At 55.7% G+C, this 13,452-nt stretch carries 10 protein-coding genes and 5 tRNA genes; 14 read left to right on the top strand and 1 reads right to left on the bottom strand.

The window, feature by feature from the left end; translation table 11 throughout:
- A complete protein-coding gene (locus SCU88_RS19860; RefSeq protein WP_431810182.1) occupies positions 1 to 2,712 on the bottom strand; it encodes a cation-transporting P-type ATPase in 2,712 nt (903 codons plus the stop codon).
- Positions 2,713 to 3,265: 553 nt separating this feature from the next.
- Here SCU88_RS19860 and pncC point away from each other — a divergent pair.
- The 14 genes from pncC to luxS all read left to right on the top strand — a co-directional run bounded on the left by pncC (position 3,266) and on the right by luxS (position 13,414).
- Positions 3,266 to 3,763 carry a nicotinamide-nucleotide amidase gene (gene pncC / locus SCU88_RS19855; protein ID WP_175340926.1) on the top strand — a complete coding sequence of 166 codons (498 nt, stop codon included), beginning with the start codon at positions 3,266 to 3,268 and terminating at the stop codon, positions 3,761 to 3,763.
- 97 nt (positions 3,764 to 3,860) lie between these two features.
- Complete coding sequence (recA, locus tag SCU88_RS19850) at positions 3,861 to 4,925, top strand: recombinase RecA (RefSeq protein ID WP_138099063.1); 1,065 nt, start codon at positions 3,861 to 3,863, stop codon at positions 4,923 to 4,925.
- 199 nt (positions 4,926 to 5,124) lie between these two features.
- A complete protein-coding gene (locus SCU88_RS19845; RefSeq protein ID WP_175340925.1) occupies positions 5,125 to 5,634 on the top strand; it encodes a RecX family transcriptional regulator in 510 nt (169 codons plus the stop codon).
- 119 nt (positions 5,635 to 5,753) lie between these two features.
- Complete coding sequence (gene alaS / locus SCU88_RS19840; protein WP_175340924.1) at positions 5,754 to 8,381, top strand: alanine--tRNA ligase; 2,628 nt, start codon at positions 5,754 to 5,756, stop codon at positions 8,379 to 8,381.
- A gap of 242 nt (positions 8,382 to 8,623) precedes the next feature.
- Positions 8,624 to 8,809 (top strand): carbon storage regulator CsrA, encoded by a 186-nt coding sequence (gene csrA, locus SCU88_RS19835; RefSeq protein ID WP_000906486.1) that lies wholly within the window; start codon positions 8,624 to 8,626, stop codon positions 8,807 to 8,809.
- Between the two features lie 339 nt (positions 8,810 to 9,148).
- Positions 9,149 to 9,241 (top strand) — tRNA-Ser (locus SCU88_RS19830).
- Positions 9,242 to 9,245: 4 nt separating this feature from the next.
- A tRNA-Arg gene (locus tag SCU88_RS19825) sits at positions 9,246 to 9,322 on the top strand.
- Between the two features lie 71 nt (positions 9,323 to 9,393).
- A tRNA-Arg gene (locus SCU88_RS19820) sits at positions 9,394 to 9,470 on the top strand.
- 71 nt (positions 9,471 to 9,541) lie between these two features.
- Positions 9,542 to 9,618: transfer RNA gene (locus tag SCU88_RS19815), tRNA-Arg, on the top strand.
- Between the two features lie 71 nt (positions 9,619 to 9,689).
- Positions 9,690 to 9,766: transfer RNA gene (locus tag SCU88_RS19810), tRNA-Arg, on the top strand.
- Positions 9,767 to 10,089: 323 nt separating this feature from the next.
- Positions 10,090 to 10,656: a fructose-1-phosphate/6-phosphogluconate phosphatase gene (gene yqaB / locus SCU88_RS19805; protein ID WP_138099060.1), complete on the top strand. Its 567-nt coding sequence runs from the start codon at positions 10,090 to 10,092 to the stop codon at positions 10,654 to 10,656.
- Positions 10,653 to 11,081, top strand: coding sequence for a DedA family protein (locus SCU88_RS19800; RefSeq protein WP_175340923.1), 429 nt, complete (start codon positions 10,653 to 10,655; stop codon positions 11,079 to 11,081). The genes yqaB and SCU88_RS19800 overlap by 4 nt, the downstream gene beginning before the upstream one ends.
- Before the next feature lie 107 nt (positions 11,082 to 11,188).
- On the top strand, positions 11,189 to 12,748 hold the full coding sequence (gshA, locus tag SCU88_RS19795; RefSeq protein ID WP_138099058.1) for a glutamate--cysteine ligase: 1,560 nt from the start codon (positions 11,189 to 11,191) through the stop codon (positions 12,746 to 12,748).
- 150 nt (positions 12,749 to 12,898) lie between these two features.
- Entirely contained in the window at positions 12,899 to 13,414 is a 516-nt protein-coding gene (gene luxS, locus SCU88_RS19790; protein ID WP_175340922.1) for an S-ribosylhomocysteine lyase, read from the top strand.
- Positions 13,415 to 13,452: the final 38 nt, after the last annotated feature.

The following is a 13,452-nucleotide window of genomic DNA, read 5'->3' as shown; positions in this document are numbered from 1 at the left end:
TTACCCCTTGCGCCAGCGGCGGGTGAGAGGTTTTTCCAGTTCTACCACCAGGAACATCACGGCGCCGATGGCGAAGGTGATAGCCCAGTAGCGGATCGGCAGCGCTTCGGTACCGAACAGGGTCTGCATAAAGGGCAGATAGATAATCGCCAGCTGCAGGCCGAGCAGTACGCCACTCACCAGCCAGATCCCCTTATTTGCCAGCAGGCTGCGGCCGAGCGAGAAGCCGTTACTGACCCGACAGTTCAGCATATAGAACCACTGCGCCGTCACCAGTGTCTGTAGCAGAACCGTACGGACAAATTCGGGGCTGTGACCGCGGGGCTGGAGCCAGGCTTCCAGAATAAAGGCGCTGATGGCGATCATGGTGCCCACGAAGGCGACGCGCCAGACGGCGAAGCCATCCATCACGTGTTGCGCTGGATTGCGGGGGGGCCGTTTCATGATATTGCGCTCACCAGCTTCAAAGGCCAGACCGAAGGAGAGGGTGGCCGAGGTGGCCATATTCATCCACAGAATCAGCACCGGGGTGAGCGGAATAAGATTACCGGCCAGCAGGGCGATAATAATCAGCAGTCCCTGCGCCAGGTTGGTCGGCATAATGAACAGGATGGTCTTCCTGAGGTTGTCGTAAACCCGGCGCCCTTCGCGCACTGAGCCCGCGATAGTAGCGAAGTTGTCATCCGTCAGAACCATATCCGCCGCTTCTTTGGTGACTTCGGTGCCTTTAATGCCCATCGCGATGCCGACATCGGCCTGGCGCAGAGCCGGGGCGTCGTTAACGCCATCGCCGGTCATGCCGACAATTTCACCCTGCTGTTGCAGCGCTTTTACCAGACGCAGCTTATGCTCAGGGCTGGTACGGGCGAAGATGTCGTACTGCGCTGCTGCCGCGCTGAGCGTCGGGTCATCCATTTTTTCCAGATCGTAGCCCACGACCGCGCGATCGCTGTTACTGATGCCAAGCATCCGACCGATGCTCATGGCGGTTTCCGGGTGATCGCCGGTGATCATCTTCACGCGGATCCCGGCCTGCTGGCAGGTGCGAATAGCCTCTACCGCTTCAGGGCGCGGCGGATCCATCATCCCCGCGATGCCCAGGAAGATCATTCCCTGGTGCAGATCGTCATGGGTCAGGGTTTGCATATCGTCAGCCACCGGTTTCCAGGCTGCGGCGACCATGCGCAACCCTTCGCGGGCGTAACGCGCCATCTCCGCTTCCCAGTCGTCGCGTCGGAAGGGCAGGGCGCCGCGCTGGCTCTGCTGCCTGTCACAGAGCGCGAACAGCACATCCGGGGCGCCGGTCATCAGTACCCATGACTGGCCGTCGATACGGTGCAGCGTAGCCATATACTTGTAGCGCGAATCAAAGGGGATCTTGCTGCGCAGCTCGCTGGCGACCGGGGTGAGGTTAGCCTTGGCGGCCAGCACCTTAAGCGCCCCCTCTGTCGGCCCGCCGGTGATGCTCCACTGCCCCTGTTCGTTGCGCCCGAGCTGGCTGTCATTACACAGGTCGATGGCGCGCAGATAGCGCTCCAGCACGCTACCGGGTTGCGGAGTGACCGGCGCGTCGCTGCCCTCAAGATGGATATCGCCGCATGGCTCATAGCTTTCGCCATCCACGCGGTAGCAGGCATCGGCGGTGATGATCGCCTTGACCGTCATCTCATTCATGGTGAGGGTGCCGGTCTTATCGGAACAGACCACGGTCATTGCTCCCAGGGTTTCCACCGTGGGCAGTTTGCGGATAATGGCGCGGCTCCGGGCCATGGTCTGCACGCCCAGCGACAGGATAATGGAGATAATCGCAGGTAAGCCTTCCGGCACGGCAGCCACAGCCAGACTGATAAGCGACAGCAGCAGTTCGCCGAGAGGCATATCGCGCAGTACCAGACTAAAGACGAATAGCCCCGCCATCATGGCCACAATCAGCGCAAAAATGGCTTTTCCGAGTTTATCCATCTGGACCAGCAGCGGCGTACGATGTTTTTCGATACCGGCCATCATCTGGTTGATATGGCCCAGTTCGGTATCCGCGCCGGTTTCAATCACCACACCGATGCCTGCGCCAGCGGCGATAGTGGTACCGGAAAACAGCAGGTTGGTACGATCGCCCAGCGCCAGATCGCCGCTCAGGGTGGCGGCGTGCTTATCGACCACGGTGGATTCCCCGGTCAGGATCGCCTCTTCAACCCGCAGGTTATGGGCTTCCAGTACCCGCAGATCGGCGGGAATACGGTCGCCGGCGCGCAGGATGACTATGTCGCCGGGCACCAGTTCACGGGTGGGAATGGTTTCATGCTGACCGTCGCGCAGCGCCACCGCATCGCTGGACAGCATATTACGAATGCCCTGCAGCGATTTCTCCGCATTGCTCTCCTGAATATGACCGATCAGGGCATTCACCACGGCAACGCCAAGAATCACGCAGGTATCGATCCAGTGGCCCATTAGCGCGGTCAGCAGGGCGGCGGCCAGCAGCACATAGATCAGGACATCATTAAAATGGGCGAGAAAGCGCATCCATGCGGGCTTGCCCTTCTTTTCCGGCAGGGCATTCGGCCCAAATTGTTCCAGCCGCTCTTGCGCCTGCTGGCGACTCAGACCGCTGACCTGGCTTTGCCGGGCTTCCAGAACCTCCTGGGTGGAAAGTTGATACCAGCTTTTTTTCTCTGAGCCGTTAGGTTCGGACGCTGCATGGTATGTCGTCATTTTAGTCATGGCGGCACCTTGAATAAGTTATATCTAAAATTGCTATGAAATAATTTGAAATGAATACTAATGATTAGTTTGATTTGATTTATTGATTTTAAGCAAATTCCTATTTGTATCAGGCTGGCATGATGAAAAAAGCCGATTTAGATCTGTTTTTGTTATGTGGTTAGATATATCCTAATTTTAATAATTTTATAAAAATAAGGAGCTTATATGGTTTTTGGTATTTATAGCGGAAAGCGAATAGCGTTTTATGTTGTGCTGGCGATTATTATTGCGGTAGTCATTGGTTTTACTACCTATACTTTTGTAAAAATGATGATGGGGTAAGGTAAATTAATATTTTGTAATATAGTTAAATGTCATTTTTATTATTGGCGGGAGGTATCGGAATAATCGATTCCGGGCAACCGTCAGGCGCTTTTGTTGAGCGCTATGCGTCCGTGATTCTCATTTTTCGGGCCTTCTCGCACATGTTGCGGCCCGCTCACCCCTTCCGGGCGGAAAGTGCTACTCTGTTGCCCTTGATAACCTCCAGTTCGGAACCATCATGAAAGATGAAGAGATGATGCGACTCAGCCAGCGGCTGGGCCAGGCACTGACCGGGCGCGACGCGACGGTAACCACCGCGGAATCCTGTACTGGCGGCTGGGTGGCGAAAGCGTTGACCGATGTGGCGGGAAGCTCTGCCTGGTTTGAGCGCGGCTTCGTGACATACAGTAATGAAGCGAAATCCCAGATGATCGGCGTGAGCCCTGAAACCCTGGCGGCGGAAGGGGCGGTAAGCGAAGCCGTGGTGCGCCAGATGGCCCAGGGAGCGCTGGCGGCGGCGGCGGCCGATTACGCGGTTTCCATCAGCGGCATTGCCGGGCCCGACGGCGGCAGCGCGCAGAAGCCGGTCGGCACGGTCTGGTTTGGTTTCGCCGCTGCGGATGGACGGGTTCTGGCGTTCCGGGAATGCTTTGCCGGAGACCGGGAAGCCGTGCGCCGACAGGCGACGGGCTATGCCCTGAATACCCTGTGGCAACAATTTCTACAAAACGCTTGATACTGTACAATCATACAGTATAATTAGCGCAAATTACCTTATTCGATAAGACGCAGAGTGGCGTTACCACGCTTTCCCCTGCATGACAGGAGTAAAAATGGCTATCGACGAAAACAAGCAAAAGGCGCTGGCGGCCGCACTGGGCCAGATTGAAAAACAATTCGGTAAAGGCTCCATCATGCGTCTGGGCGAAGATCGCTCAATGGATGTGGAAACCATCTCTACGGGCTCCCTGTCGCTGGATATCGCGCTGGGCGCTGGCGGTCTGCCGATGGGGCGTATTGTCGAAATCTACGGTCCCGAGTCTTCCGGTAAAACCACTCTGACGCTGCAGGCGATTGCTGCGGCACAGCGCGCGGGTAAAACCTGCGCCTTTATTGACGCCGAACACGCGCTGGACCCTGTCTACGCTCGTAAGCTGGGCGTTGATATCGATAACCTGCTCTGTTCGCAGCCGGATACCGGTGAACAGGCGCTGGAAATCTGTGACGCCCTGGCCCGCTCCGGCGCCGTGGACGTTATCGTCGTTGACTCCGTTGCCGCCCTGACGCCGAAGGCAGAGATCGAAGGTGAAATCGGCGACTCCCATATGGGTCTTGCCGCCCGTATGATGAGCCAGGCAATGCGTAAACTGGCGGGTAACCTGAAACAGTCCAACACGCTGCTGATCTTTATCAACCAGATCCGTATGAAGATTGGTGTGATGTTTGGTAACCCGGAAACCACTACCGGCGGTAACGCACTGAAGTTCTATGCCTCCGTTCGTCTGGATATTCGCCGTATTGGTGCGGTGAAAGAGGGCGAGAACGTGGTGGGGAGTGAAACCCGCGTTAAAGTGGTGAAAAATAAAGTCGCTGCGCCCTTTAAGCAGGCTGAATTCCAAATCCTGTACGGTGAAGGGATCAACTTCCACGGCGAGCTGGTCGACCTGGGCGTGAAGCATAAGCTGATCGAAAAAGCGGGCGCCTGGTACAGCTATAACGGTGACAAGATCGGTCAGGGTAAGGCAAATGCCAGCAACTACCTGAAAGAACACCCGGCAGTGGCGACTGAGATCGAGAAGAAGCTGCGTGAACTGCTGCTCAGTAATCCGGATGATACGCCGGACTTCACCGTGGATGACCAGGGCGAAGGCGTCGCACAGACCAACGAAGATTTCTAATCTGTCTGCCCCGTGAGGTTGTTGGCAAACCTGGGCCGAACGTGTTCGGCCACAGTCGGTTAAAAACTAGCAAGGAAAATCAATTTATTGATTTTCGGCTGGTAACCACAAAGAGGGAAAAACCACGTTTTTTCCCTCTTTGCTATCGACCTGACGGGGCTACGGCCCCGTCTCTTTTTTCTGAATCCGTTTAGCCATTATGTCTGCATCAACATCTGCTTCATCAGGTCGTTCACCCTATGCCCGCTTGCTGGATCGCGCAATGCGCCTGCTGGGGATGCGCGATCACAGCGAACAGGAACTGCGGCGTAAGCTGGCGGCGCCATCGCCCGTGCGGCGCGGCAATGCTGAAGAACCCGCGGATCCGCAGGATATTGAGCGGGTTGTTACCCTGTGCCTGGAAAATCACTGGCTGGATGATGTGCGTTTCGCGCAGCGCTACGTGGAAAGCCGCGCCCGCAAGGGGTATGGCCCACAGCGTATCGCTCAGGAACTCCACCAGAAAGGCATCACCCGTGACGGCGCTTCTCAGGCGCTGGCGGAATGCGAGGTCGACTGGGAAAGCCTGGCCCGGGAACAGGCCCAGCGTCGGTTTGGCGAACCGCTACCAAAAAGCTACCCGGAGAAGGCCAAAGTGCAGCGTTTTTTGCTACAACGCGGCTTTTATATGGAAGATATACAGGCTGTATATCGAAATTTTAGCGATTAGGCCACACTGGGTTTTACTTCCCCCCGCAGAAAACATATCTTATTCCCTCTTTTTTATTCCTGAACCGGACTCATGCAGTCTGGTTCACCACGACTCGTTAGCTTGATTTCAGGATAACTATGAGCAAGACCACCGCTGAGATCCGTCAGGCGTTTCTCGACTTCTTTCGCAGCAAGGGACACCAGGTCGTAGCCAGTAGCTCTCTGGTTCCCAACAATGATCCGACGTTGCTGTTTACCAACGCCGGGATGAACCAGTTCAAGGATGTCTTCCTTGGCGTGGATAAACGTAACTACACCCGCGCCACGACCGCGCAGCGCTGCGTGCGCGCCGGCGGTAAGCACAATGATCTGGAAAACGTGGGCTACACCGCGCGTCACCACACCTTCTTTGAAATGCTGGGCAACTTCAGCTTTGGCGACTACTTCAAACGTGACGCCATCAACTTTGCCTGGGAACTGTTGACCGGCGAGCAGTGGTTTAACCTGCCGAAAGAGCGCCTGTGGGTCACCGTTTATGAAACCGATGACGAGGCTTTCGACATCTGGGAGAAGGAAATTGGCGTGCCCGCCGAACGGATTATCCGTATCGGTGACAATAAAGGGGCTCCTTACGCTTCCGATAACTTCTGGCAGATGGGCGATACCGGCCCCTGCGGCCCCTGTTCCGAGATCTTCTATGACCATGGCGACCATATCTGGGGAGGCCCGCCGGGCAGCCCTGAAGAGGATGGCGATCGCTACATTGAGATCTGGAATATCGTCTTTATGCAGTTTAACCGTCAGATCGATGGCACCATGGAGCCGCTGCCGAAGCCGTCAGTGGATACCGGCATGGGTCTGGAGCGTATTACCGCGGTTCTGCAGCATGTGAATTCCAACTACGATATCGATCTGTTCCGTACGCTGATTGCCGAAGTAGCCAAAGTCACTGGCGCCCGCGATCTGGAAAACAAGTCGCTGCGCGTTATCGCCGACCATATCCGTTCCTGCGCATTCCTGGTTGCCGATGGCGTAACGCCGTCCAACGAAGGGCGAGGCTACGTGCTGCGTCGTATCATTCGTCGCGCAGTGCGCCACGGTAATATGCTGGGGGCGAAAGAGACCTTCTTCTATAAGCTGGTGGCGCCGCTGATTGAGGTGATGGGCGCGGCCGGTGAAGATCTGAAGCGTCAGCAACAGCTGGTGGAGCAGGTACTGAAGACCGAAGAAGAGCAGTTTGCCCGTACGCTGGAGCGCGGTCTGACACTGCTGGATGACGAACTGGCGCAGCTTAGAGGCGATACGCTGGATGGTGAAACCGCTTTCCGTCTGTACGATACCTACGGCTTCCCGCTGGATCTCACCGCTGATGTCTGCCGCGAGCGCAACATTAAGGTTGATGAAGAAGGCTTTGAACGCGCAATGGAAGAACAGCGCCGCCGTGCGCGTGAATCCAGTGGTTTTGGCGCCGACTATAGCAGCCTGATTCGCGTGGATGGTGCGTCGCAGTTCCGGGGTTACGATCATCTGGAACTGAACGCTAAAGTGACCGGACTGTTTATCGACGGCCACGCCGTGGAGCAGCTGACTGTCGGTCAGGAAGCGGTCGTGATTCTGGACGAGACGCCGTTTTATGCGGAGTCGGGTGGCCAGGTCGGTGACCAGGGCACTCTTTCTGGTAACGGCTTTCAGTTCCAGGTGCAGGATACTCAGAAATATGGTCAGGCGATTGGTCATATTGGTAAACTGGTTTCCGGCTCTCTGCAATCCGGCGCTGGCGTACAGGCTGATGTTGATGGGGCCCGCCGCGACCGTATTCGCCTGAATCACTCGGCGACGCACCTTCTGCACGAAGCGTTACGCCAGGTGCTGGGCACTCACGTGGCTCAGAAGGGCTCGCTGGTGAACGATAAGGGCCTGCGCTTCGACTTCTCGCACTTTGAAGCGATGAAGCCGGAAGAGGTACGTGAGGTTGAAGATATCGTGAATACGCAGATTCGCCGTAATCTGCCGATAGAAACCAACATCATGGATCTCGAGGCCGCGAAGGCGAAGGGCGCTATGGCGCTGTTCGGCGAGAAGTATGACGACAAAGTGCGTGTCCTGAGTATGGGTGACTTCTCTACCGAGCTGTGCGGCGGCACCCATGCCAGCCGTACCGGCGACATTGGTCTGTTCCGTATCGAAGCCGAGTCGGGAACAGCGGCTGGCGTACGTCGTATCGAGGCCGTTACCGGTGAAGGAGCCATGGCGGTGCTGCATGCGCAAAGCGATCGGCTGCATGATATCGCGCAGTTGCTGAAGAGCGATAGCCATAGCCTGGGCGATAAAGTGCGTGCCGTACTGGAGCGTAATCGCCAGTTGGAAAAAGATCTGCAGCAGCTTAAAGAGCAGCAGGCGGCTCAGGAGAGCGCCGGGTTGTCCAGCAAAGCTATCGATCTGAACGGCGTTAAGCTGTTGGTCAGCGAGCTGAAGGGCGCTGAGCCGAAGATGCTGCGCACCATGGTTGACGATCTGAAGAACCAACTAGGCTCGACGGTGATTGTTCTGGCTACCGTTTCCGGAGATAAGGTTTCTCTGATTTCCGGGGTATCCAAAGATCTTACCGATCGCGTAAAAGCGGGAGAGCTGATTGCGATGGTTGCCCAGCAGGTGGGCGGTAAGGGCGGTGGTCGTCCTGATATGGCCCAGGCTGGCGGCACTGACGTGCAGGCTTTGCCGGGGGCTCTGGCCACTGTTGAAGCCTGGGTTACCTCGCGGCTGTAAGTAAAAATATAACCTAAGCGGCGCCATAACTCTGTCGGTTATGGCGCTTTTGCATCACACACAATCGTTAGTGATTAAAGTCAGGTTGAAGTTGTGCACATCGGCTAAACTTAGGTATAACAGAGTGCAGAGGAGTGATTTTCAGCACCTTGGGTGTTTGTTATCGCTTACCGTATGCGTTATATGATGGATAATGCCGGGATACAGAAACCCGACTCTTTCAATCTTTCAAGGAGCAAAGAATGCTGATTCTGACTCGTCGAGTTGGTGAAACCCTCATGATTGGGGATGAAGTCACCGTGACAGTTTTAGGGGTAAAGGGTAACCAGGTTCGCATTGGTGTGAACGCCCCGAAAGAAGTTTCTGTACACCGTGAAGAGATCTACCAGCGTATTCAGGCTGAAAAATCACAGCAATCCAGTTACTAAGGTTTTGCGCCTTGCCCGGGTGGGTGGGGCGCATTCCTCTACTTCTCCTCTCTGTTTCCCCTGTCTGCTTCTCTATCGTTTTTATTGCTCTGTCGTTCTGACCGCCTTACTGCATCGCTCTGTCTGCCCTTTCGGGCGCAAAAATAGCTGCGTCAGATGGCGCCTTTGTCGTTGATAAAATACCCTTTTTGATGTCAAAGCAGGCTGATTGCCTGTGAATTGTGCAATCAATCCAGGCTTTCGAAAAATTGTTTGACTTCCCACACTCAGAAAGTAATATGTGCGCCACGCAACGCCGAAGAGCAATTCGCAAAACGGCGTGACTCGTAAGAGGCGTACGGTGAGGTGGCCGAGAGGCTGAAGGCGCTCCCCTGCTAAGGGAGTATGCGGTTAATAGCTGCATCCGGGGTTCGAATCCCCGCCTCACCGCCATTTTGCATCCGTAGCTCAGCTGGATAGAGTACTCGGCTACGAACCGAGCGGTCGAAGGTTCGAATCCTTCCGGATGCACCATCTTCTTAAATGTTGTCAGGTACGACGGCATTAGCTAAGTCAAAGCAGGCTTAGCGCACAAGTAATTCTGTGCATCCGTAGCTCAGCTGGATAGAGTACTCGGCTACGAACCGAGCGGTCGAAGGTTCGAATCCTTCCGGATGCACCATCTTCTTCAGTGTTGTCAGATACGACGGCATTAGCTAAGTCAAAGCAGGCTTAGCGCACAAGTAATTCTGTGCATCCGTAGCTCAGCTGGATAGAGTACTCGGCTACGAACCGAGCGGTCGAAGGTTCGAATCCTTCCGGATGCACCATCTTCTTCAGTGTTGTCAGATACGATGGCATTGGTTAAGTCAAAACAGACTTAGCGCACAAGTTATTCTGCGCATCCGTAGCTCAGCTGGATAGAGTACTCGGCTACGAACCGAGCGGTCGAAGGTTCGAATCCTTCCGGATGCACCATATTGCATAGTGTCGTCAGTGATGACGTCATTATTGAAAGCGCGGTGATAGCCGCAGGCACGAGGAAGGATAACGTCACCGACAGGTGACGGCCCGACAGGGTGAGGCGAAGCCGAATAATCCTTCCGGATGCACCATATTGAAAAACGCGGCTTCAGGCCGCGTTTTTTCGTTTCCGCTCCCCACTATCTGTTATTTTGTCCATTTCTGCTTTTTAGCGTCTGAACTTTCATCACACCCGTTATTATTCCATCTGCAATTAGCGACATCCCCGGTCGTTTACGATAAAGTAACAGCCTGTCATTTTCCGGTGCGGGGGCTGGATGTACGATCGCTATGAAGGGCTGATTTTCGACATGGATGGCACCATCCTTGATTCTGAGCCAACGCACCGCCTGGCCTGGCGGGAAGTATTGAAAGGCTACGGAATGCATTTTGACGAGCAGTCCGTGGTGGCGCTCAATGGTGCGCCTGTCTGGCAGATAGCCCGGCATATTATTGAAATGAATCACGCTGAACTCGATCCTCACCGCCTGGCCGCTGAAAAGACGGCGCTGGTCAGCCAGATGCTGCCGGAAAGGGTGCAGCCGTTGCCGCTGGTTGAGGTGGTGAAGACGTGGTATGGACGTCGCCCCATGGCTGTAGGTACCGGTAGCGACAGCCATCTTGCAGAAATGCTGCTAACCCGTCTGGGGCTGCGTCAGTACTTTACGGCGGTGGTCGCGGCCGATCACGTCAGCCACCCGAAACCCGCTCCTGACACCTTTTTGCGCTGCGCGTCCCTGATGGGGGTGGCGCCTGAGAAGTGCGTAGTGTTTGAGGATGCGGATTTTGGCCTTCAGGCCGCTGCCGCCGCGGGGATGGATGCGGTGGATGTTCGCCAACAGTGAGTGACGCGCTGGCGCTATTCTCGCTGTTTAGCGGCAGCTTTCTGAGCGCTACGCTGCTGCCCGGTAATTCAGAAGCGTTACTGGTGGCGTTGCTGCTGGCGGAAAAGAGTTCGCCTCTGATGCTGGTGGCGGTCGCGACCCTGGGCAACAGCCTGGGGGGCGCGACTAATCTTATTTTGGGGCGGCTGTTTCCCTTGCGGACGCAGTCGCGCTGGCGGGAACGCGCGCAGGGCTGGCTCCAGCGCTTTGGGCCAGCGGCGCTGCTCCTGAGTTGGGCACCGGTAGTCGGGGATTTACTCTGTCTGCTGGCGGGATGGTTGCGTCTGGCCTGGGGGCCGGCGCTCTTTTTCTTATGTCTCGGCAAGGCGTTACGTTACGCGTTAGTGGCGGCGATCACCCTGCAGGGGATAAGCTGGTGGCACTAATTGGTTGTTTGAGTGAGGCCCGGTGATGAGCTGAAAGGCGGCGCACCGAATCGTCAACCAGTACAATTATGCTTAATAAAAATGTTTTCTACAGGCGGGAGGTCAATTTGATCCCGGACGTATCACAGGCGCTGTCCTGGCTGGAGTCTCATCCACAGGCACTGCGCGGCATTAACCGCGGTCTGGAGCGCGAAACGCTACGCGTTACGCCAGACGGCCATCTGGCAACCACCGGACACCCGGAACATCTTGGCGCGGCGCTGACGCATAAGTGGATTACGACGGATTTCGCGGAAGCCCTCCTGGAATTCATCACGCCGGTCGATGGTGATATCGATCATATGCTGACCTTTATGCGCGACATTCATCGCTACGTGGCGCGTAATATCGGCGACGAGCGCATGTGGCCGTTCAGCATGCCCTGTTTTATCGATAACGGTCTGGATATTGAACTGGCGCAGTTTGGCAGCTCGAATATCGGTCGTATGAAAACGCTGTACCGTGAAGGGTTGAAGAACCGCTATGGCGCGTTGATGCAGACCATTTCCGGCGTGCACTATAACTTTTCACTGCCGCTGGCCTTCTGGCAGGCCAGGGATGGCGTAGAAGACGCTCAGAGCGGTAAGGCGGCTATCTCGGCAGGCTATTTCCGGTTGATCCGCAACTATTACCGCTTCGGCTGGGTGATTCCGTTCCTGTTTGGCGCTTCACCGGCTATTTGCTCGTCGTTCCTGCAGGGTAAGCCACAGACGCTGCCTTTTGAAAAGACTGACAACGGAATGTTCTATTTGCCATACGGAACCTCCCTGCGTCTGAGCGATCTGGGTTACACCAATAAGTCGCAGAGCAGTCTGGGTATCACCTTTAACAACCTCGATAGCTACGTCGCTGGCCTGAAACAGGCCATCAGGACGCCTTCTGAAGAGTTTGCCCGTATCGGTCTTGAAAAAGACGGTAAGCTGCTGCAGCTTAATACCAACGTGCTGCAGATTGAAAACGAACTCTATGCGCCGATCCGTCCCAAGCGGGTGACCCGCAGCGGTGAGTCCCCCTCTAACGCGCTACTGCGTGGCGGGGTGGAGTATATCGAAGTCCGCTCCCTGGATATCAACCCCTTCTCGCCGATTGGCGTCGATGAACAGCAGGTGCGTTTCCTGGATCTGTTTATGGTCTGGTGCGCACTGGCGGATGCGCCGGAGATGAGCAGCGCCGAACTACAGTGCACCCGGGGTAACTGGAATCGGGTGATTCTGGAAGGGCGTCGTCCGGGGCTGACGCTGGGAATTGGCTGCGAAACCGCGCAGTTCCCGCTGGAGCAGGTCGGTAAGAATTTGTTCCGCGATCTGCGGCGCGTGGCACAGACGCTGGATGGCGTTAACGGCGGCGATGCTTATTGCACCGTTTGCGATAGTCTGGTGGCCTGCTTTGAAGATCCGTCGTTGACCTTTTCGGCCCGCACTCTGGATTTGATGCTGGAACAGGGAATTGGCGGCGCTGGCCGCGTGCTGGCTGACCAGTATCGTACTATGCTGAGTCAGGAGCCTCTGTCGGTGCTGAGCGAAAAAGAGTTTGAGCAGGAGCGTGATGCATCCTGGCGTCGTCAGCGGGATATTGAGGCGGCGGATACTGAGCCGTTTACAAGCTGGCTGGCTCATCAGGAAGGGTAGAAAAGAAAATGGCCACATCATTGTGGCCAAACGTTCATCTCTGATGACAGGGATGATGATAACAAATGCGCGTCTTTCATAGATTCAGACTCGCGCAGGAACGAATAGTTCAGTTAATTTCAAAAAAAATCACTAATCGGAGGTGACCAGATGCCGTTGTTGGATAGCTTCACAGTCGACCACACCCGTATGGGGGCGCCGGCGGTGCGCGTAGCCAAGACTATGAACACACCGCATGGCGATACTATCACCGTGTTTGACCTGCGCTTTTGCGTGCCCAATAAGGAAGTGATGCCGGAAAAAGGGATCCACACCCTGGAGCACCTGTTCGCCGGCTTTATGCGTAATCACCTGAACGGCAACGGCGTGGAGATTATCGATATCTCGCCAATGGGCTGCCGTACCGGTTTTTATATGAGCCTGATTGGTACGCCGGGTGAGCAGCGGGTGGCTGAAGCCTGGAAAGCGGCGATGGCCGATGTGCTAAAAGTGCAGGATCAGAATCAGATTCCGGAACTTAATGTTTATCAGTGTGGTACTTACCAGATGCACTCGCTGGATGAGGCGCAGGAAATCGCCCGTCATATCCTCGATCGCGACGTTCAGGTCAACAGTAACGACGAGCTGGCGCTGCCGAAAGAGAAGCTGCAGGAGCTGCATATCTAGCGTAATGCTAACGCTGTCGCAAAGAGAAAGGGGAGCCA

Source organism: Jejuibacter sp. L23 (assembly GCF_050815825.1).
GTDB lineage: Bacteria > Pseudomonadota > Gammaproteobacteria > Enterobacterales > Enterobacteriaceae > Jejubacter > Jejubacter calystegiae.
The sequence above is the reverse complement of the archived record's forward strand: the minus strand, read 5'-3'. Positions and strand labels throughout refer to the sequence as shown.